This window comes from Geobacillus sp. YF-1 (assembly GCF_052692335.1).
Genome location: NZ_CP199850.1, coordinates 1795905 through 1815332, shown reverse-complemented (window position 1 = coordinate 1815332; position 19428 = coordinate 1795905). Strand labels below are relative to the sequence as shown.

The 19428-nt window shown below is 49.0% G+C and carries 21 protein-coding genes; 13 read left to right on the top strand and 8 right to left on the bottom strand.

Going from position 1 to position 19428, the window contains the following annotated elements; translation table 11 throughout:
- Positions 1 to 63 precede the first annotated feature (63 nt).
- From ACTVIM_RS09120 to ACTVIM_RS09100, 5 genes are all read right to left on the bottom strand, one after another.
- Positions 64 to 378, bottom strand: a complete 315-nt coding sequence (locus ACTVIM_RS09120; protein ID WP_445612372.1) for a DMT family transporter — start codon at positions 376 to 378, stop codon at positions 64 to 66.
- 491 nt (positions 379 to 869) lie between these two features.
- Positions 870 to 1799, bottom strand: a complete 930-nt coding sequence (locus tag ACTVIM_RS09115) for a TauD/TfdA dioxygenase family protein (protein ID WP_445612371.1) — start codon at positions 1797 to 1799, stop codon at positions 870 to 872.
- Positions 1800 to 1855: 56 nt separating this feature from the next.
- The gene (locus tag ACTVIM_RS09110; protein WP_445612370.1) at positions 1856 to 2668 is read right to left on the bottom strand and encodes an ABC transporter ATP-binding protein; all 813 of its coding nucleotides are present in this window, start codon (positions 2666 to 2668) and stop codon (positions 1856 to 1858) included.
- A 41-nt stretch (positions 2669 to 2709) separates the two neighbouring features.
- On the bottom strand, positions 2710 to 3762 hold the full coding sequence (locus tag ACTVIM_RS09105; protein ID WP_445612369.1) for a taurine ABC transporter substrate-binding protein: 1053 nt from the start codon (positions 3760 to 3762) through the stop codon (positions 2710 to 2712).
- Positions 3763 to 4080: 318 nt separating this feature from the next.
- A complete protein-coding gene (locus ACTVIM_RS09100; RefSeq protein WP_445612368.1) occupies positions 4081 to 4866 on the bottom strand; it encodes an ABC transporter permease subunit in 786 nt (261 codons plus the stop codon).
- A gap of 605 nt (positions 4867 to 5471) precedes the next feature.
- Here ACTVIM_RS09100 and ACTVIM_RS09095 point away from each other — a divergent pair.
- From ACTVIM_RS09095 to ACTVIM_RS09065, 7 genes are all read left to right on the top strand, one after another.
- The gene (locus tag ACTVIM_RS09095) at positions 5472 to 6506 is read left to right on the top strand and encodes an NAD(P)H-dependent flavin oxidoreductase (protein ID WP_445612367.1); all 1035 of its coding nucleotides are present in this window, start codon (positions 5472 to 5474) and stop codon (positions 6504 to 6506) included.
- A 103-nt stretch (positions 6507 to 6609) separates the two neighbouring features.
- Positions 6610 to 7797 (top strand): iron-containing alcohol dehydrogenase, encoded by a 1188-nt coding sequence (locus ACTVIM_RS09090; protein WP_445612366.1) that lies wholly within the window; start codon positions 6610 to 6612, stop codon positions 7795 to 7797.
- 244 nt (positions 7798 to 8041) lie between these two features.
- Complete coding sequence (locus tag ACTVIM_RS09085) at positions 8042 to 8443, top strand: acyl-CoA thioesterase (protein ID WP_033019077.1); 402 nt, start codon at positions 8042 to 8044, stop codon at positions 8441 to 8443.
- A 441-nt stretch (positions 8444 to 8884) separates the two neighbouring features.
- On the top strand, positions 8885 to 9286 hold the full coding sequence (locus ACTVIM_RS09080; RefSeq protein ID WP_033019076.1) for a DnaA N-terminal domain-containing protein: 402 nt from the start codon (positions 8885 to 8887) through the stop codon (positions 9284 to 9286).
- An 18-nt stretch (positions 9287 to 9304) separates the two neighbouring features.
- On the top strand, positions 9305 to 9655 hold the full coding sequence (locus ACTVIM_RS09075; protein ID WP_445612365.1) for a hypothetical protein: 351 nt from the start codon (positions 9305 to 9307) through the stop codon (positions 9653 to 9655).
- A 391-nt stretch (positions 9656 to 10046) separates the two neighbouring features.
- On the top strand, positions 10047 to 10496 hold the full coding sequence (locus ACTVIM_RS09070) for a MarR family winged helix-turn-helix transcriptional regulator (protein ID WP_445612364.1): 450 nt from the start codon (positions 10047 to 10049) through the stop codon (positions 10494 to 10496).
- A gap of 83 nt (positions 10497 to 10579) precedes the next feature.
- Positions 10580 to 10999 carry an organic hydroperoxide resistance protein gene (locus ACTVIM_RS09065; RefSeq protein WP_445612363.1) on the top strand — a complete coding sequence of 140 codons (420 nt, stop codon included), beginning with the start codon at positions 10580 to 10582 and terminating at the stop codon, positions 10997 to 10999.
- A 219-nt stretch (positions 11000 to 11218) separates the two neighbouring features.
- On the opposite strand, the gene ACTVIM_RS09060 is transcribed toward ACTVIM_RS09065, so the two are convergent.
- On the bottom strand, positions 11219 to 11356 hold the full coding sequence (locus ACTVIM_RS09060) for a hypothetical protein (RefSeq protein WP_165570902.1): 138 nt from the start codon (positions 11354 to 11356) through the stop codon (positions 11219 to 11221).
- Complete coding sequence (locus tag ACTVIM_RS09055; protein ID WP_231559894.1) at positions 11316 to 11519, bottom strand: Fur-regulated basic protein FbpA; 204 nt, start codon at positions 11517 to 11519, stop codon at positions 11316 to 11318. The genes ACTVIM_RS09060 and ACTVIM_RS09055 overlap by 41 nt, the downstream gene beginning before the upstream one ends.
- Before the next feature lie 192 nt (positions 11520 to 11711).
- Between ACTVIM_RS09055 and ACTVIM_RS09050 the strand changes: the two genes are divergently transcribed.
- From ACTVIM_RS09050 to ACTVIM_RS09035, 4 genes are all read left to right on the top strand, one after another.
- Complete coding sequence (locus tag ACTVIM_RS09050; RefSeq protein WP_033017766.1) at positions 11712 to 12017, top strand: MerR family transcriptional regulator; 306 nt, start codon at positions 11712 to 11714, stop codon at positions 12015 to 12017.
- Positions 12018 to 12299: 282 nt separating this feature from the next.
- The gene (locus ACTVIM_RS09045; protein ID WP_445612362.1) at positions 12300 to 13157 is read left to right on the top strand and encodes a metallophosphoesterase; all 858 of its coding nucleotides are present in this window, start codon (positions 12300 to 12302) and stop codon (positions 13155 to 13157) included.
- 227 nt (positions 13158 to 13384) lie between these two features.
- Positions 13385 to 14890: a Na+/H+ antiporter NhaC family protein gene (locus ACTVIM_RS09040; protein WP_033017764.1), complete on the top strand. Its 1506-nt coding sequence runs from the start codon at positions 13385 to 13387 to the stop codon at positions 14888 to 14890.
- A 64-nt stretch (positions 14891 to 14954) separates the two neighbouring features.
- Positions 14955 to 15902, top strand: coding sequence for an endonuclease I family protein (locus ACTVIM_RS09035; protein WP_445612361.1), 948 nt, complete (start codon positions 14955 to 14957; stop codon positions 15900 to 15902).
- Between the two features lie 114 nt (positions 15903 to 16016).
- On the opposite strand, the gene ACTVIM_RS09030 is transcribed toward ACTVIM_RS09035, so the two are convergent.
- On the bottom strand, positions 16017 to 16976 hold the full coding sequence (locus ACTVIM_RS09030; protein WP_445612360.1) for a bile acid:sodium symporter family protein: 960 nt from the start codon (positions 16974 to 16976) through the stop codon (positions 16017 to 16019).
- Positions 16977 to 17201: 225 nt separating this feature from the next.
- Between ACTVIM_RS09030 and ACTVIM_RS09025 the strand changes: the two genes are divergently transcribed.
- Entirely contained in the window at positions 17202 to 17423 is a 222-nt protein-coding gene (locus ACTVIM_RS09025) for a FeoA family protein (RefSeq protein WP_445612359.1), read from the top strand.
- The gene (gene feoB / locus ACTVIM_RS09020) at positions 17423 to 19417 is read left to right on the top strand and encodes a ferrous iron transport protein B (protein ID WP_445612358.1); all 1995 of its coding nucleotides are present in this window, start codon (positions 17423 to 17425) and stop codon (positions 19415 to 19417) included. The genes ACTVIM_RS09025 and feoB overlap by 1 nt, the downstream gene beginning before the upstream one ends.
- Positions 19418 to 19428: the final 11 nt, after the last annotated feature.

The window sequence follows — 19428 nt, the reverse complement described above, 5'->3', positions numbered from 1 at the left end:
CGGTTGATTGATTTCTTCCTGTGTTTCGGCTCTGAAATTGCGATCTAACCAATGTTACATAGATTAGCTATAAAAATGAAGAATGATAACACCAATGATAATTAATAAGATCCCTGTCATTTTCACGAATGAATAGGATTCTTGAAAGAATGTAATCCCAATGATGGTGATCAGCACGGTGCCTAATCCTGACCAAACCGCATAAGCTACGCCAACATTGAGTTTTTTGAGAGATAAGGTGACAAAGGTTAAACTAAGTCCGTAAAACAAAAAAAGCAGAATCGAAGGAATGATATTCATAAATCCTTTAGATAGTTTCATACAAGTAGTTCCTATTACTTCGAAAATAATTCCAAACAATAAAAAAAACCAACTCATTTTCTGGTTCACCTTTTTATTGACTCTTCACCACAAGTTGTACTTGATTTTTCTATCACACATCTTACTTATGCATCCACGAAAGAACAGGAAACCAATCATTTTTGCCTCACCTGTTCAGAGAAGTGCACCGTCTGATCAGCTGGATGTAAAACAAAATTTCAACATATTTTTGTTAGAGACGAAAAGATGGATCGATTCAATAAACAAATTATTATCATATTTTTGCAGTGAAAGGAGCTCCCCACTTTGCCGCTTGAGAATTGAGAAAAACTTAACGAAAGTGGGGAAGTGAATGTCCAAATGATACTACTTTTAGGAGGCTGGTGATTTCATCACGGATACGGCTTTACAATGTCATTTCTCAACTAGAAAAACCTTGTTGCGTCGGTCCTGCTTTTCACTCATTCTCCCATTGTTGAAGGGAATCAGCGGTTTTTCGCCAGCCTTTTAGGTCTTTGTGTACCGATCCACCGTTTTTAGAAACTCAATCAGTATGGACGATCTCCAACAATAGCTATGCGTTCCGCTTTTCTTGGATAAGGATAGTAGTCGGATACCGCATAGTGCTGCGTTGCTCGATTATCCCAAAAGGCAACTGTATTTTTTGTCCATCGGAAACGGACTTGATATTCTGGGATATGGGCTTGTCGAAACAAATATTGCAATAATTGTTCACTTTCCTCTGGTTCTAGTCCAACAATATACGTAGTGAATGATGGATTAACAAACAAAGTTTTGCGTCCTGTTTCTGGATGAGTGCGGACGACTGGGTGTTCGACTGGTGGAAATTGTTGCTGCATTTCTTCTAATTTTTCTTGGCTCAAAATATGACTAAATGCCGGTGTAAAGTCGTGTAAGGCAGTTAAACCATCAATGCGTTCCTTGATTTGGTCTGGCAAATTATCATAAGCCGCAGCCATGTCAACCCAAAGCGTATCTCCTCCAACTGGTGGAACTTCAATTAAACGTAGCACAGCTGCTTTAGCGGGATTGGTACGAAATGTAACATCAGCATGCCAAATATTCTCAAATCCTGCTTGTTTTTCATTGCGAGAGAAACGAACGACTTCTTCTAGCTGATTTTCTTCTTTTTCGTAAAAAGGGTGGATTTCAAGTTCTCCCCATAGTCTAGCGAAAGCACGCTGTTGTTCACTTGAAATCTCTTGATTGCGAAAAAAGAGGACTTTCCATTCTAACAATGCCCTGTTCAACTCTTTAAAAAGATCCGATGAAACAGGTTGACGTAGATCTACGCCCGAAATTTCAGCACCAATCAGCGGAGTTAATGGTTTAATCTCGAAAAGGGTATACGGTTGTTCTTCAACTCCTTCAGGAAGGCGGCGCAGTTGGCGCGGCCCAACGTAATTGTCGCGGTTCTCAAATTTCAGTGGACGGGGGTAACGTGTCAAGAAACTCATTTCGCTCTACTCCTTTCTGAATATGAAGAGAAATTTTGTTGTTTGTAATTGGTAATTTAGGAACCAATAGCGGTTAATAGTTGTTGGCGTAAACGCGCAAATTCCTTTTCTTGTTTCCATTCATTGGACGTTAATGTATAACGATAAAGCGGGTTTTCTAAATCGAGTACAATTTGTCCGGGACGAGCTTGCATGACTAAAATGCGACGACCAAGAAGCAGTGCTTCATCAACATCATGTGTAATAAACAAGATACATTTTTTTGTTTGAATCCAAAGCTCTTTTAAATAGGTTTGCATCGTTTCCCGAGTTAAGGCATCGAGAGCGCTGAATGGCTCATCCATTAAAATAGCTTTTGGATCGACGGCTAATGTTCGGGCAATAGCTGCTCGTTGCTTCATGCCACCAGATAGTTGGTATGGAAGTAGGTGACCCACTTCTTCAAGTCCAACAAGTTTTAAATATTTATTAGCAATTTTAAGGCGCTCGCGTTTTTTGATTCCCTTCATTTTTAATCCAAAAGCGACATTTTGTTCGATAGTCATCCAAGGGAATAATTGATGATGTTGGAAAACAACACCGATTTCGCTGCTTGGTTGCTGATGCGCCCGCCCATTAATGACAATTTCACCGGTTGAAGGCTTTTGAAATCCAGCAATCATTCGTAACAGAGAAGATTTGCCGCAACCAGAAGGCCCCAATAGGCAAACAAAATCGTCGGGCGCTAATTGCAGATTAATATGTTCAAGAATCGTAGTAGGTTTTTCCTTTTTTTTTGTCTTATAGACTAATGATACATTTTGGATATCAATCAAAGGAGGATGGCGATTGTAATTCGGTTGCGGGCGCACCGTAAGCGATGTTGTCATCGGTTGAGCCTCCTTTTCTATGATATAGATTTTTAATTTCTCTATTGATACAAATCAGTTAACAAAGCTCGTTGGTATGTTGATAGAGAGGGGGAGGTTGTTATGTTTCCCTGCTCTTTCATAAAATCTCCTGTTTCTTTTAAAACACGAGAAAGTTTTCCAGGATTGTCAGGATCGCCAAAAAAATCTTTTTGTTGAGAAGCATCAAGCCAAATAATTTGTCGCATAGTTTGTAGGCTTTGTTCAGGTGATAATCCTAATTCTTTTGATAAAGCTTGCGCTGCTTCTTTTGGATGATCACGGTAATAATGGACAGCTTGGTTTAAAACAGAAATGTATCCCTTGATAATTGATGGGTATTTTTGAGCAAATTCATCGCTGACAATACCAAACTCACCAGTGATGATGTCTTCCTTGGTCAGATCGGCAGACGTGATGATAACTTTCCCGCCATGTTGAAGTAATTTTGCTTGTGTAGGCTGCCATATATATGCTCCATCAATATCTCCTCGTTGCCATGCTGCATAAATATCAGGTGGCTGCATATCAAGAATGATGATTTGTTCTTTTTTAGGATCGATATGCGCATGTTGCAACGCTCTCAATAAACTAAAATGTGATGTAGAGCTAAAAGTGGTTGCGATTTTTTTCCCTTGTAAATCATTGAGAGAATGGATGGAAGATGATTTTTTCACCACAAGGGCCTCGCTTTCACCGATCATGTCGTGAAGATAATACACTTTAAACGGTAAGTGATTCGCAATTCCGATAGCTCCTGGAGGTGTGCCAACAAGGCCAAAGTCAATACTTTTACTAGCCATCGCGTTAATCACGTCTCGTCCGGCATCAAACTTAATCCAACGAATGTGAATGTTCGGATATTTTTTTTCGAGCAATCCTAGTGCTTTTGCTAATAATTCTCCATTAGGAGAAATTTGGTACCCTATACGAATTTCTTTAGGTTCAGCTGTGTTTGAACCTTGTTTTGTTTTGTTAGAAGAACTAGTTGAATTTGCATGAGTACATCCCGTCATTAGTATAAAAAAAGATATGATAAGTGTTAAAAATGTAATAAAGTTTCGTAATTTATTCATATGGACGTCTACCCCTTATTTTAAGAATGTTTTACATGGTGTTGATTGTGAGCGTAAATTGGGACAGATTTCGCTAGGGTAAGATGACCGCTTTTGCCTTCGGTCGATAGGACTCTAGTGAAAAATAGCACTGGCCCTTGGTTCACATTGGCCGACGTGAAAGAAACCGCCGCCACAATGGTTCTCTCCATTTAAAAAACAAGGTAGTGAAGTGATCTACTTCTTTCATCACCAGCCTCCTACACTGCTAGATGTGAGGTAGTTCCCCATTGGTGCTGAAAGCCTCTATGCTCCACTAGTGTGATTAATGCCCGGTGTTTACTCTTTTCCCACCCAAGTAAACTGTTTACGTTGATATAAACGAATCACTCCATCAAGCAAAATAGCAATCCCTCCCATGATGAAAATACCAACGAACACAACATCGCTGCGTAAGTATTTACTGGCATCCAATACCATCCAGCCTATTCCTGATGTTGCGGCAACCATTTCGGCAGCGACCAAGGTGGAATAAGCGACTCCGGTTGCCGTGCGCAATCCGGTAATAATATCTGGGAGACAGGAGGGAAAAATGATCGAAAACAGAACATTCATCCGTTTGGCTCCTAACGATAAAGCAGCATGAATTCGATCTTTTGGAACCTGTTTAACGCTCGATAGAGTTGCTAAAAATAGCGGTGCAAATGCACTTAAATAAAGAAGAGCAATTTTTGAAGAATTATCAATACCGAGCCATAATACAAGAAGTGTATAATAGGCCAATGGTGGCAATGGACGATAAAATTCAATAAAAGGTTCGAAAATAGCTAATATGTAACTGTTCATCCCACACACAATTCCTAAAGGGACAGCTGTCACAAACGCCAATAATAGAGCAACTAATAGTCGATACATGCTCTGCATAATGTGAAGACCTAAGGAGCTATCTTTGTAGCCGTTATGGCATAAATCCAAAAATGTTTTCCATAAGGATTGAGGAGATGGAAGAAAAACAGGATCAATCCATTTAAGCTTCGTACTGACCATCCATAATATCAATGTGAAAATGATCGTGATTAATGAAATGATTTTCGTTATGATTGATTTTCTTAATTGCTCATTCATATATCTCCTCTCCTTAAGCACCACTCAATTTTTACAATACCAATAAGTTTACTTGGATATATGATATCAATGAGCTTTTTGTCTGTCAATACAAAAATTTTTTATTTTTTATGGGTGTTGCTATATAAGTTGCAATAAAGAATTTCCGACTTTTCGTTTCGGGTTTCATCTTTCTTTTTTGAATGAAAATGCTGCCGATTGGTGTGTGACAGCGGTTTTTTACTAGTCTTCTAAAACGTTTTAGGGAAGTGTGGTCTAAGGATAACAAAAGGTATTTCTCTTCCTAAAATATGGCTCATCACCACAACATGTACTTGACAGACGATTCACTTCTCTGAACAAGTGTATGCAAAACATGATTGGTTTCCTGTTCTTTCTTGGTTGCATAAATCAGGTACGTGATGAAAAAATCAAGTACAACTTTTGGTGAAGAGCCTAAAATATATAGAAGCTACAGATATTAACATATGTTGCTTTGGTTCGGGATTATATAAAAATTCAATCTTTGACAAGGGTCTTATTATTTCATATAGGAATTTTTGATTTTGAACGCGAAAAAAGTTAAGAAAGGATTAGTTTTTAGGGGAAGGTGGGATAAATTCGCTATGCTTTCTACACTTCCCGTCCCCATCATCCAAGCGCCGATGGCAGGCGGCGTATCAACGCCCGAGCTGGCCGCGGCGGTGTCGAGCGCCGAGGGGCTTGGATTTTTGGCTGGCGGGTACAAGACGGCGGAAGCGATGAGGGCAGAAATTCACAAGCTGCGGGCGCTAACGGACCGTCCGTTTGGGGTGAATGTGTTTGTGCCGGGGGATAAAACGGTGGATGAAAAGGCGCTCGAACGCTACCGCGCCGTATTGGCGGCTGAGGCGGAACGGCTCGGCGCAACAGTCGGCGAGCCGAAATGGGAGGACGATGATTGGGAAGCGAAACTGGATGTGCTGCTTCAGGAGCAGGTGCCGGTCGCGAGCTTTACGTTTGGCTGCCCGGACAAAACGGTGATCGCCGCCTTGCAGAAAGCTGGGGTGTTTGTGATCGTGACGGTGACATCGGTGGAAGAGGCTCACATTGCATCTGAAGCCGGCGCGGACGCCCTTTGTGTGCAAGGGGCGGAAGCGGGCGGGCATCGCGCGTCGTTTGGCAACGATCCAAAGCAGGGTGAGGCGATCGCGTTGTTCCCGTTGTTGGCCGACGTGCGCGCTTCGGTTCGGCTCCCGCTTGTGGCGGCGGGCGGGATCATGGACGGGCGCGGCATCGCGGCGGCGCTCAAAGCGGGGGCGAGCGCGGTGCAGCTCGGGACGGCGTTTTTGCGCTGCCCAGAAAGCGGGGCGCATCCGCTCCATAAGCAAGCGCTTGCCGATCCGCGGTTTACCGAAACGGCTGTGACACGGGCGTTTACCGGCCGGCCGGCGCGCGGGCTGGCGAACCGCTTTATGGCCGAATATCGCGATCTAGCGCCGGCGGCGTATCCGCACGTGCACCATATGACGAAGCCGCTGCGTGCTGCCGCCGCCAAGGCGGGCGATCCGGAGCGGATGTCGCTTTGGGCTGGAGAAGGATACCGGCTGGCGCGGGAACTTCCGGCGGCGGAGCTTGTCGAGGAACTGAAGCGGGAGCTGGAGGAGGCGCAGGGCCGCTAAATTAGCCCTTGCATTTGTCTGATGGAAAAAGCGGGTCGCGTCGTTTTGAGCGAGTGTCTAAATGGCGCTGTTTGATCAACGAATAGAAAGGATGGGGAGAACCATGACTGTAGCTCGCATTGTGTTTCCGCCGCTCAGCCATGTCGGCTGGGGGGCGCTTAAGCATTTGGTTCCGGAAGTGAAGCGGTTGGGAGCGAAACAAATTTTAGTGATTACTGACCCAATGCTTGAGAAAATCGGCCTTGTCGAGCAAGTGACGTCTCCGCTCCGGCAAGCAGGGTACAGCGTGCACGTCTATACGGATGTTGTGCCCGAGCCGCCGCTTGCGACGGGGGAAAAGGCGGTGGCGTTTGCCCGCGATGGGGAGTTCGATCTTGTCATCGGCGTCGGTGGCGGTAGCGCGCTCGATTTGGCAAAACTGGCCGCTGTTTTGGCGGTGCATGACGGTTCGGTTGCCGACTACCTAAACTTGACGGGAACGCGGGCACTCGAGAAAAAAGGGCTGCCGAAAATTTTGATTCCGACGACATCAGGCACCGGGTCGGAAGTGACGAATATCTCTGTCTTGTCCTTAGAAACGACAAAGGATGTCGTGACGCACGATTACTTGTTGGCTGATGTAGCCATCGTCGATCCGCAGCTGACCGTTTCCGTTCCGCCGCGGGTGACGGCCGCAACCGGGATTGATGCGCTCACCCATGCGGTCGAAGCGTACGTGTCGGTCAACGCGAGCCCGACATCGGATGGGTTGGCGATCGCGGCCATGCGCCTCATTTCTCGCTCATTGCGCAAAGCGGTGGAAAACGGAACGGACAAACAGGCGCGCACGGATATGGCGAACGGTAGTTACCTAGCGGGTTTGGCGTTTTTCAACGCCGGGGTGGCCGGCGTGCATGCGCTCGCGTATCCGCTCGGCGGGCAGTTTCATATCGCCCATGGCGAATCGAACGCCGTGCTTTTGCCGTATGTGATGGGCTACATCCGTCAAAGCTGCACGAAACGAATGGCTGATATTTTAAACGCGCTCGGCGGCAACTCGAGCTTTTTGTCCGAAGTGGAAGCATCGTATCGGTGCGTCGAGGAACTGGAACGGCTTGTCGCCGACGTCGGCATTCCGAAGACGCTGGGCGGATTCGGCATCCCGGAAAGCGCGTTAGAAAGCTTGACGAAAGATGCTGTCCAACAGAAACGGCTGCTCGCCCGCAGCCCGCTGCCGCTGTTGGAAGTCGACATCCGCGCGATTTACGAAGCCGCGTTTGCCGGGACGATCGTCGAACCGAACCATGAATAAGGAAGAAATACAGGGGCTGTTGGTTGGCTCCTGTATTTTTTGTTTGGAAAGCGAAAGTGGTTTTCCATGTTTAGGTTTACGGCTTTTTTCGCTCAAAAGGCAACATTTTCCGCATTTTCTTGACGGTGAAGAAGGAATTTTCGCCTCTTGAAGCGAACGAATATACATCAATCGTCTCGATTCGACAAAAAGAGAACGACAACGAGCTCGAATACATTTGAGGTGTTTTTAGGGAGGAAAGAGGATGTTTACGACGGTCATCACGCCGCGCGTGTCGGAAACGGACGGTGTCGGTCATATTAACAACACGACGGTGCCTGTTTGGTTTGAAGCCGGTCGGCATGAAATTTTCAAACTGTTTACGCCGGATTTGTCGTTTCGGCGCTGGCGGATGGTAATCATTCGCATGGAAGTCGACTATGTCCATCAAATGTATTACGGACAAGATGTGACAGTGTACACCGGTATTGAGCGTATTGGCAACACAAGCCTGACGATTTATGAGGAGATCCATCAAAACGGGGTGGTTTGCGCCAAAGGACGGGCGGTGTATGTCAATTTCAATTTTGAGACGGGACGTCCTGAACGGATTCCGGATGACATTCGCAGCGCATTGCGTGAGCATCTTTGGCAGCCGAACGAATAGGGAAGAAGGGGGCTGCTCAAGAGGTTTTGATCCGCCTTCTAGAAGGCTAATGAACCGATGGTTACCGGACGCCAAGCAGCGGCATCTTGTCCAAAAAACGGATTCGATAAGGTTTCTTTCGGTGAAAAATAGTGACGTCTGGCCGTATGTTACCCAACATGCCCCGCTTTCTAGAAGGCTGGCGATTTCATCGGGGATACGGCTTTACAATGTGATTTCTCAACTAGAAAAACTTTGTTGCATCGGTTCTGCTTTTCACTCATTCTCGATTAATGAAGGGAATCCGTGGTTTTTCACCAGCCTTCGAGGGGAGCGAATGGTGAACTTCGCCCATGGCGCGACGCAAACGTCATGTTTTCTCATCACGAATTCTTCGTTTTGCATTGTTTCGCTCTGTCACTGTTGAGTGTGGCCTATTTTTTAGCGGAAGGAGGAGGAGCGGTGAAGGAACATTTGTGGGAGCAGGTCAAAGCCAAGCTCGCGCAAAAATTGTCTGGCGCCTCTTTTGATGCTTGGTTCGCGTCGACGTCCGCGACGGTGGATGAAGACTGGCTGATTATCGAATGCGTGAACGAGATTCAATGTGAATGGCTGCAAATCAGATACGGCGAACTGATCGGCGAGACGGTGCGCGAGGTGTTTGGCCGCGATATGCGCATTTTCGTGTCCGTCTGCGGCGAGCGGCAGCAAATCGAGAAGCGGCTCGAACAGCGGCACGGGGTGCCGATTACGTTCCGGCAATATATGACGCAGTTGGAGAAGCAAGTCGATGAGCTCGAACGGCGCGTTGACCATTATTCGCGAATCATCGATGAATTGCTTGCTTCGCGGCCGATCCACTGATGGTGGCGATGAGCGGTTTTGCTTGCGTTCATCAGCGCATTGCCGCCCCTTTTTATCGTGTTTGGATTGATGGTCGTTCTTTTCCTTTGCTTTGGTGCGGCAAACGGTGCCTTGTTCCAAGTCGTTCCAACTTGGTTTCTGAAAGAAGTCGGATTGCTGACCGGCATCGTCGGGGCGGCCGGCGGGTTGGGAGGGTTTTTGCTGCCGAACGTGCTCGGGGCGATGAAGCAGTGGCTCGGTTCCCCGGCATACGGATTTTGGCTGTTTGCCATTGTTCTCGGAGGGGCTATGCTGACGGCGCGCCGTTTACAAGCGCAGGCGGTTGAGGATGTCCCCCGTGCGAACGGTATGGTGGAGCGATCTGGATAAAAGGCTGCAATCAAACAAGAGACAGCGAAAAGGTGTCCGGAGCTTAGGGACACCTTTTCGTGTTTATGCGGATGAAACAAGGTGGAAAAGATAGTTTTGCTTCACCTTCATGAAAAACTAGGGAGGCAGTGATCGAAGAGGAGAGGAATAGTGCGGTCTTACTTCGTTTCGATCCGGCTTTACAATGTCATTTCTCAATTCGAAAAGCCTGGTTGCGTCGGTCCTCGTTTTCGCTCATTTTCCCATTGATGAAGGGATCATTGGGGAATTGATCGGTTCGTTGTGAGATGGATTTTCAAAGGGCAGTGATTTCCTTTTCAGTTGTGGTGCAGATCAACGTATAATGAACAAAGGAGGGCATAAAAAAAGTTGAATCATGGAGGAATGGTTGATGAAGTACAACGATGCATTGCGACTTGACGATCAGCTTTGTTTTGCGATTTATGCTTGTTCGCGCGAATTGACCAAACTTTATCGTCCGTTGCTTGAAAAACTTGAAATTACATATCCGCAATATTTAGTGCTTTTGGTGTTATGGGAGAAGGGGGAATCAACAGTGAAGGAGTTAGGTCGACGATTGTATTTAGATTCCGGCACGCTAACACCGATGTTAAAGAGAATGGAAGAAAACGGACTCATTCATCGGTCGCGCTCGGTGGAAGATGAACGAGTGGTCCACATCACGCTAACGGAAAAAGGCGACAAATTAAAAGTAGAAGCGCAATGCATACCGCAAGCCATTGCAGAACGAGTGGGACTTCCTAGTGAGGAGTGGAATCAATTGTTGCCTTTGTTGCGTTCGCTGCTTCAACGGCTCGAAATGGCGCAAACCAGTTCGTGAGGAGGAGAGACTTGCTTTTTAAATTTGTATTGTTTAAAATTAAGTTGTGCAAAATTAAATTTTAGGAAGAGAGGTGCTGGAGGATGCAATCGATTTACTCAACGTCCGTCACAGCTCATGGTGGGAGAAACGGAAAGGTAGTGTCCGACGATGGGATCCTTTCTCTCGAGGTGAAAATGCCGAAAGAACTCGGAGGACCGGGTGGTGCGACCAATCCTGAGCAATTGTTTGCGGCGGGATATGCTGCTTGCTTTGACAGCGCATTGAATTTAGTGATTCGCCAAAAAAAGATCAAAACCGATGGTACGGAAGTGACCGCTCGGGTGGTGCTTGGCAAAGACGAAGCAGATGGTGGGTTTCGGCTGGCGGTTGCTCTCGAAGTGCGTGTGCTAGGCGTTGATCGCCCAACGGCCGAAGAGCTGGTGCATGCTGCTCATCAAATCTGCCCGTATTCGAAAGCGGTCCGCGGCAATATTGACGTAACGCTTTCTGTCAACGAATAACGGCCATCAGCGAAGGTGTCCCTTAACGATGTGGGGTGGGGACACCTTCTGTTTGTGGGGCGGTTGTTCGTTGGTGGTCAACCGACATCGTCCGCTAGCCCACCTGTTTAGGAGGGAGGTTGGTGATTGACTCGCGCAATCGCTTCTCAAAGTTGTTTCTCAACTTTTATTCATCGACCAAAGGAAACCTCTGATTTCCAACAACCTTCTAGCGTTGTTTTAAAGTCGGTTTTGGAAAAAGCGGAGCAGCTCCTCAGCGCGGTTTCCGACCAGTTGAATCAGCTGTTCAAACATGGCGTCGCGCTGCAGATCGAGCTCAATGATGCGTTTCGCCAGCTCGAGCGCTTTTTCGTTCATGGAACTGGCCCCCTTTCATGGTCCAAATGGGTCTAAATCGTTCGTATTCGCGGCGCAATTCCTCTATCGTCCAGTGTTCGAGCTGTGCTGGATCATCGGTCAAACCCACTCGCAGCAGGTGGTTAATATAAAACTGTTTTTGTTGTTTTACTGCCTGTTGCATCCATTTCCCCATGTCGCTCCCTCCCTGTTTTTACCTTTACGATACCACCTTTTTCTTTAGTGTACAGCGAATGTGTTAAGCACATTTACAGGAAATTTAAAAAATGTGTTAATTTTATTTACAAAAGTTAACGAGATACCATGATTTTTTGTATAATTGCGTTAGAAAATGTAACGTATAGAGGTGAGGAAGATGACTGCTCATCCACAAGAGGATCATTACAAATATAAAAAAGTCATTTCGATCGGTGTCGTCAGCGAACTGACCGGGCTGTCGCAGCGGCAAATTCGTTATTACGAGGAACGGAAGCTGGTGTTCCCTGACCGTTCCAAAGGAACTCGCAAATATTCATTCGCCGATGTGGAGCATTTGATGAAAATTGCTAATCAACGCGAGGAAGGTGTATCGACTTGGGAAATTCGTCAAGAGATGACGAAAGAGCTGCGCGAGCGAATGTTAAAAGGGCAAATGAACGCCCATTTTCGGAGGCGTTCGTGAAGATCCTACCTTTCAAAAAAATGGGCTGTGGAAAAAGTTGGCTTGGAGGGCAGGGGCAAACCTGCTGTTTTCCTTGATCAATGGTGAATCCCGGCTTGAATATGCCGTGGAGGGGAATGGCGGACGACGCGACGTTTCATTTTTCGCGTCCGCCCGCCGAAGTATTTGGTGATGTCAAAAGAAAAGCTGGTTTCGCTCTACGGTTGCCATCTTATCCACTAACTCCCTCTTTCTTCTCTCCTCCATTTCACTATAATGGGTATCGAGGGAGGAGAGAAGACGATGACCATCTTTTTTGGCGTTCTTGCCATCTTGTTATTGCTTGCTTTCATCATTCGTAAAGCCCACCGCAACACGTATGAAGCGGTTTTGCATAAAGTCCAAGTCGGCGGCTGTCCAGAGGGTGGGGACGGAGCCCTTCGGATTTTGCAGCTGTCGGATTTGCATCTTGAAAAACTGTCCATCACCCCGGACGATGTATACAACAAGCTGAAAGACGAAGCGATCGATTTGATCGCGTTGACGGGCGACTTTTTGGACCGTGAGGAAAGCATCGCCAAGCTCGGTCCGTATTTGGCTGCGCTCAATGCATTGAAACCGACGTACGGCATGTATGCGGTGTTTGGCAACCATGATTACGTGCTTCAAGGTGAAGCGTTTGAGCGCTTGAGAGCGACGCTTGAGGCGCACGGCTGCACCGTCTTGCAAAACGAGACGAAAACGATCACGGTCAACGGTCAAACCGTCCATATCATCGGCATCGATGATTTTTACACGGGGCGCAGTGACATCAAAAAGGCATACGCCGGCGTGAAAGACGGCATCAACCTCGTGTTGACGCACGATCCAGACATCGTGCCGCATATGAAAGATTATCATTTTGATTACTTGCTGTCGGGTCATTTCCACGGCGGGCAAATTCATTGGCCGAAGCCGTACCATTTGGCGAAAATGAGCAAAACGCTCACCGAGCGGAACATGATCAAAGGTTATCATGAATGGGAAGGAAAACCGTTTTATATCAACGAAGGGCTTGGGCAAACGGGAGTGAACATCCGGATCGGCTCGAAGCCGGAAGTGACGCTCCACGTCATGGCGTTGCCGCCTGTGGCGGGAACGGAAGCGGTCAAGGCTGTCTAAATGGGCAGCTTTGGCCGCTTTTTCATCGCTATGGGAAACGCGTCTTGTGCTGAAGCTTGTATTCATCGCAGAACGTTTGGCGCCGGCAGTAGGATCGTCCCTTAGCCGAACGGGAAGCGGCAGCGAAATATGGTTCACATCCAGGCGCGAGCGACAAAGATTGATGGCGGGCTGAATAGAAACGAGAAATCATTCCCATAATTTTAGAAAGAAAGGAGTGGTAGTGTATGGAGCCGTCGTGGAGAGCGCTGTTGCCGTTTCTCGTTGTCATTCCCGTTTCGATTTGGACGAAGCAAGTGATTCCCGGTCTGTTTGTCGGGCTGTTGGTCGGAAGCTATTTATTGACGCCGTCGCTGCTCGGCGGATTGCGAACGATGCTTCATTACGTCGTCGATAACTTGATGCAGACGAACAACATTCGCATCATCATGTTTTTATACGTGTTTGCCGGTCTTGTCAGCATGATCAAATATACCGGGGGAATCAAAGGGTTCGTCCATCTCGTCAGCCAAAAAGTGAAATCGGCCAAAGCGGCCATGCTGCTGACGTGGATCTCGACGATGGTGACGTTTAGCGACCCTGATTTTCGCATCGTCACCGTCGCGCCGATCATGAAGGCGCTGCGCAAACGGCTTGGGCTGTCGTCCCAGCAAATCGGCTTTGCCATTGAGGTGACCTCCAACCCGGTTGTCGCGCTCATCCCAATTGCCACCGCGTTCGTCGGCTATATGGTGTCGGTCATCGACAAGGCGCTTGATACGGCCGGCATCGGAGCGGAGCCGTACATCGTGTACGTCCGCAGCATTCCGTTTAACTTTTTCTCGTATGCCATTCTCGCCGTCGGGCTGTACTACAGCTTTTTTGTCTACTCGCGCAAAAAACAGGCGGAGATCAGCAAAGAGCGGGGGGGAAAGCCGATCGAGCGTTGGGATCCGCGTTTGGCGCTCGAAATGGCGGAAGAACAGCGACCGGCTGACCATCCGCCCAACGAAGCGCAAGGGGAAGAAGGAGACGCGATGCAGACATGCCCGCGCGCGTATCAAAAAGAAACGCCGGTCAAGCCTTGGAATTTGATCGTTCCCCTTTCGATCGTGCTCGTTTTGACGTTGTTTTTAAGCTGGTGGGACGGTCACCGCGGGGCGAGAACGTTTTGGGAGGCGTTTTTGCAAAGCGATGCGCTCGGGGCGATGTTAGAGGCGCTTTTGTTTACGGTCATGATCACCGTTGCGTTCTTCCTTTGGCAGCGGTTTCGCTTGACGGATTTGTTGACTCATTTTGTCAAGGGCGGCAATGAACTTATGTCTGTCATTTTGATGCTGGCGCTCATTTGGGCGCTGTCGGCGGTGGCGGAGGATTTAGGGTTTTCGCAATACATTACGGGCCATGTCAAAGAATGGATTCCGCCGTTTTTTGTCGCCCCGATTTTGTTTTTGCTTGGCGCCGTCATTTCCTATTTCATCGGCTCGTCGTGGGGGACATGGGGGATGTTGATGCCGCTTGGCGTAACGCTCGCGAGCCAGTCGGGAGCGAACATTTTACCGGTCATCGGCGCGGTGTTTGCGAGCGGGACGTTCGGGGCGTTCGCGTCGCCGCTCAGCGACAATACCGTGACGCTGTGCACCATTTTGGATTTGCCGGTGATCGAGTATGCGCGCACGAAGCTGGTTCCGTCGCTCATCGCCGCCGGCATCGCCGCCGTTTTGTTCGGCGCCACGTCATTTCTTTTGCATTAGCGCTGCTGTCGCCTCTTCTCCTTTCGTGATACACTAAAAGAAAAAGGAAGAGAGGGGAGCGGCGATGGGGGAGACGGAACGGCAGCTTGACGAGCTCAGCCAATGGCAAACGGAAGATGTGGTCGCGCAGCTCGAGCCGTTGCACGAGCGGCTCGCTCTGGAGGACGCGTATTACCAGGCCGCCGAAGATGAGAGGGCGCGCGCCCGATATTATCGTCATCTGCCGTTTGACGGGGACGGATGGATGTTGTTTGTCCGCTATCACGAACTGGTGGCGCGCACCCATAAGCGGCGGCTGCCGTATTTTTTCAGCAAGGACGAATATTTGTACACATGGGTCGACTTGCAGCCGGACGGAACGGTGCGAAGCTTGTACTCCGGCGAGCGAAAAGACCCGAAGATGTTGATCGTCCAAGATGTCGAAACGATGAAACGGCGCTACGATGAATTTCGCCAGTTGTTGAAAAACATGAAGCATGGGCTCGGCGATATGCACGAGCGGGTGAAAACGATCGAGCAGCAATGGAAATTCAATGCCGAACATGTCGTGCCGCAGTCGTGGTTTGGCGCCCGCGAACCGATGAAAGGTGATTTGCATCATTTGTTCGTCTGCCAGCCGGAGTGCAACACGATGCGGTCGAATTTTCCGTATGCGGATTTTCCGTTTTACAATCCGGAAGACCCCGACGAGCAAGTGCAAAACCGTTGCGGCGTTGTCTATAACGGCTATTTCGAGCCGGAGTACGGCAAAGGGACGGCGGCAAGGGCCATGCTGTACTTTCTGCTTCGCTATCCGAAGGCGATCGCAAAGCCGTTTCGGCGCAAAATCGATATTCCGCTCCTTGTCCGTTGGCACGAGCAATTTCCGCCGACGGTGTATGAACATCATCGCAACAGCGCGATTTTTTTCATCCAAGGCAACCGCAACCCGTTCATTGATTTCCCTGAACTGGCGGGGCGAATGGTGTTTCCGTTTGAAGGGACGATGGCAAACGGAGCGTTGTCTGAATAGCGCCTGGCCGCTTGAGCATGGCGATGAACAAAAAGCGGCACCCGGAAGACGAGCGTTTCCGCCGGGAGGCCGCTTTTTTGTTTCCTGCCGTTGGACAAGGCGCAAGAGGGAAGGTTAGGCGGAAACCGTCTTGTCATCCGGTGGTTGGCGATCCGCTTGTTTGCGGAAGTATGTGGCGACCATCGGACCGGAAATATTGTGCCAGACGCTGAAAATGGCGCTCGGAACGGCGGCGAGCGGCGAAAAATGGGCGGTCGCCAAGGCCGCGCCAAGCCCGGAGTTTTGCATGCCGACTTCGATGGAAATCGCCTTTTGTTTGGGCGGTGACAGGCGAAACAGTTTGGCAAACCAATACCCAAGCAACAAGCCCAACCCGTTATGGGCCACGACAATAAGGAAGATGAGCAGTCCGCTTTTGGCAATGGCCGCTTGGTTTTGCCCGACGACGGCGGCGACGATGGCCACGATGGCGATGACCGAAACGAGCGGGAGCGCCGGGATGCACGCTTTGACTTGCTTTTGGAACAGCGCCTGGGCGATGAGTCCTAAAAGGATTGGAATCAGGACGACTTTGACGATCGACCAAAACAAAGCCGCAGCCGATACGGACAACCATTTTCCGGCGAAAAGCAAAATGAGCGAAGGCGTCAAAATCGGCGCTAAAATCGTCGAAACAGACGTGACGGCGACCGACAGCGCCGTATCTCCTTTTGCCAAATACGTCATGACGTTGGACGCCGTTCCGCCCGGGCAGCAGCCGACTAAAATAATGCCGAGCGCCACTTCACGCGAAACCGGCAGAAAGTAAGCGAGCAAAAACGCGACAAGGGGCATGATCAGAAACTGGGCAACGACGCCGATCAACACATCAAGCGGACGTTTGAATACTTCTTTGAAATCATCTGCTGAAAGTGTCAATCCCATGCCAAACATCACGATGCCTAACAGCGGCACAATATACGGGGCGATCCACGTAAACGCGCCGGGAACGAAAAAAGCGAGCGCGCCGAACAGAAGCACCCAGATCGCAAACGTATTGCCGACAACGTTGCTGATTCTTCCTAGTGTATTCACTGTACTCACTCCTTGAACAAAGATGGGAAAGATATACAAGAAATTATATACATTTTTTTGAAAAGTTCAACTAATGAATCGCCAAATTTTGAAGAAACGTTGACAATATGGAGTCGCTGTGAAAAAATTCACTCCCTTTTTCTTCAGTTGTGCTATGATAGGAATTGAGAAAAAGAATCATTATTGGCATCAATAAGTGTAGACAGGGAAATAGGGGGAAAGACGATGGTGCTGACCGATTTGCATAAAGGAGAGACAGCGGTCGTCGTCCGTTTGGCTGTTGACAATGAGGCACTGAAACAGCGTCTTCTTCATCTAGGGGTCAAAGAAGGAAAAATGGTGCGGTTAAAAGCCGCGATGCCGTTTGGCGGGCCGGTGATGGTCGAAGTCGATGGACAGGCCATCGGCTTGCGGCGCAAAGAAGCGTCGGCGATTGAGGTGAAATGATGGCGTACGTAGCGCTGTTTGGCAACCCCAATACTGGCAAAACGTCATTGTTTAATTGTTTAACTGGCTCCTATGAATATGTTGGCAACTGGAGCGGAGTGACGGTCGAGAAGAAAGTAGGAGTGCTTCGCCAGCACGGTGTGCCGGTCGTCGATTTGCCCGGCCTTTACTCGCTCCAACCGCTGTCGCGTGATGAAGGAGTGGCGACTGATTTTTTATTGACCGAGCCGTGTTCAGTGATCGTCAATATCGTTGACGCGTCGCAACTCAAGCGCAACTTGCATTTGACGGTTCAGCTATTGGAATTTGGCCGGCCGCTCATCATCGCTTTGAACATGGTCGATGTCGCGGAAAAGCGCGGCATCAACATCGATGCCGCCAAGCTGTCACGCCATCTCGGCGTCCCGGTTGTTCCGGTCATCGCGCGGACGGGAAAGGGGATAAAGGAGTTATCGCACACCATTTTGTCGACAAAAGACGGACGCCATTCCCGCATTTTTATTGATTACGGCATCGAAGTGGAACGCGCGATCCGCCGCATTGCCGAGCAACTTCCCGATGACGTGCCGGGAGATAAGCGCTGGATGGCGCTGCAATTTCTAGAAGGAAACGAGCGCATCGCCGCCTATTTGAGCAACCGTTGCGATTTGTCACTGCTTGTAGCGATTCGAGCGGAGACGGAACAGGTGCTTGGCTGCCCGGTGGCTAAGCGTATTTATGAAGCGCGCGACCGCTGGATCAGCGAAACGATCGCGGCGGCGGCCATCGAGTTTGCGCCAAAGCCGCTGACGCTAACGGAAAAAATCGACGCGGTGGTGACAAACCGTTATGCTGGGCTGCCGATTTTTTTGGCGCTGATGTATATCGTGTTTATGCTCACGTTCAACTGGCTCGGCACGCCGCTTGCCGACCGGCTTGACGCCTTTTTCTCCGGACCGCTCACCGATTGGTTGTCGCGTTTGCTTGATTGGGCGGGAGCGTCGCCGTTTATCGAAGCGCTTGTGTTGGATGGCATTGTCGCTGGGGTCGGCGGTGTGCTTGTATTTGTGCCGCAAATTTTCATTTTGTTCTTTTTCATTTCATTGCTGGAAGACTCCGGATACATGGCGCGTGTCGCGATGGTGATGGATCGAATCATGGAAGCGATTGGGTTAAACGGCAAAGCGTTTATTCCGATGATTATCGGCTTTGGCTGCAACGTTCCCGGAGTGATGGCGGCGCGCACGATCGAGCAGCCGAAAGAACGGCTGTTGACGATGTTGCTGTTGCCGTTTATGTCGTGCTCCGCCCGCTTGCCGGTGTACGCGCTGTTTGCGGGGACGTTTTTTGTTCGCGAACAGGCGCTTGTCGTCTTTTCGCTTTACGTGCTTGGCATCATAGTAGCCTTAGGGCTGGCCAAATTGTTTTCATCGGCCGTATTCAAAAATGAAAGCTCGCTCTTTGTCATTGAATTGCCCCCATATCGTGTGCCGCAGGCGCTCACATTATGGCGCAGCACATGGGAGAAAGGGAAAGGGTTTGTCCGCAAAGCCGGAACGTTTATTTTCGGCGGCTCGGTTGCCATTTGGCTGTTGACGTATATCGGGCCGCATGGGGTTGGGGTCTCAATGGATGACAGCCTGCTGGCGGCCATCGGCGGGATGATTGCGCCGCTGTTGGCGCCGCTTGGTTTTGGCGCTTGGCAGGCCGGGGCTGCGTTAATTACCGGCTTTTTGGCGAAAGAAGTTGTTGTATCAACGATGAATATTATTTATCACGTCCATGAGGCGGCCGGATTGAAATCGGTGATCGCTTCCCATTTCACTCCGTTGTCAGCCTTCAGCTTTATGGTGTTTGTCCTTCTATATACACCATGTTTAGCGACGGCAGCGACGATCCGCAAAGAAACCGGATCGTGGAAATGGATGCTGTTGTCGATCGGCGTTGCCTTAACAGTCGCTTATATGTTGTCATTTGTTGTTTACCAAGCTGGAATGATATTCGGTTTTCAATGAAAGGAGGAGAA

Excerpts from the sequence above, each read along its gene's own strand:
- ACTVIM_RS09120 (WP_445612372.1), bottom strand. The coding sequence starts at position 378 with ATGAGTTGGTTTTTTTTATTGTTTGGAATTATTTTCGAAGTAATAGGA.
- ACTVIM_RS09115 (WP_445612371.1), bottom strand. The coding sequence starts at position 1,799 with ATGAGTTTCTTGACACGTTACCCCCGTCCACTGAAATTTGAGAACCGC.
- ACTVIM_RS09110 (WP_445612370.1), bottom strand. The coding sequence starts at position 2,668 with ATGACAACATCGCTTACGGTGCGCCCGCAACCGAATTACAATCGCCAT.
- ACTVIM_RS09105 (WP_445612369.1), bottom strand. The coding sequence starts at position 3,762 with ATGAATAAATTACGAAACTTTATTACATTTTTAACACTTATCATATCT.
- ACTVIM_RS09100 (WP_445612368.1), bottom strand. The coding sequence starts at position 4,866 with ATGAATGAGCAATTAAGAAAATCAATCATAACGAAAATCATTTCATTA.
- ACTVIM_RS09095 (WP_445612367.1), top strand. The coding sequence starts at position 5,472 with ATGCTTTCTACACTTCCCGTCCCCATCATCCAAGCGCCGATGGCAGGC.
- ACTVIM_RS09090 (WP_445612366.1), top strand. The coding sequence starts at position 6,610 with ATGACTGTAGCTCGCATTGTGTTTCCGCCGCTCAGCCATGTCGGCTGG.
- ACTVIM_RS09085 (WP_033019077.1), top strand. The coding sequence starts at position 8,042 with ATGTTTACGACGGTCATCACGCCGCGCGTGTCGGAAACGGACGGTGTC.
- ACTVIM_RS09070 (WP_445612364.1), top strand. The coding sequence starts at position 10,047 with ATGAAGTACAACGATGCATTGCGACTTGACGATCAGCTTTGTTTTGCG.
- ACTVIM_RS09065 (WP_445612363.1), top strand. The coding sequence starts at position 10,580 with ATGCAATCGATTTACTCAACGTCCGTCACAGCTCATGGTGGGAGAAAC.
- ACTVIM_RS09060 (WP_165570902.1), bottom strand. The coding sequence starts at position 11,356 with ATGAACGAAAAAGCGCTCGAGCTGGCGAAACGCATCATTGAGCTCGAT.
- ACTVIM_RS09055 (WP_231559894.1), bottom strand. The coding sequence starts at position 11,519 with ATGCAACAGGCAGTAAAACAACAAAAACAGTTTTATATTAACCACCTG.
- ACTVIM_RS09050 (WP_033017766.1), top strand. The coding sequence starts at position 11,712 with ATGACTGCTCATCCACAAGAGGATCATTACAAATATAAAAAAGTCATT.
- ACTVIM_RS09045 (WP_445612362.1), top strand. The coding sequence starts at position 12,300 with ATGACCATCTTTTTTGGCGTTCTTGCCATCTTGTTATTGCTTGCTTTC.
- ACTVIM_RS09040 (WP_033017764.1), top strand. The coding sequence starts at position 13,385 with ATGGAGCCGTCGTGGAGAGCGCTGTTGCCGTTTCTCGTTGTCATTCCC.
- ACTVIM_RS09035 (WP_445612361.1), top strand. The coding sequence starts at position 14,955 with ATGGGGGAGACGGAACGGCAGCTTGACGAGCTCAGCCAATGGCAAACG.
- ACTVIM_RS09025 (WP_445612359.1), top strand. The coding sequence starts at position 17,202 with ATGGTGCTGACCGATTTGCATAAAGGAGAGACAGCGGTCGTCGTCCGT.
- feoB (WP_445612358.1), top strand. The coding sequence starts at position 17,423 with ATGGCGTACGTAGCGCTGTTTGGCAACCCCAATACTGGCAAAACGTCA.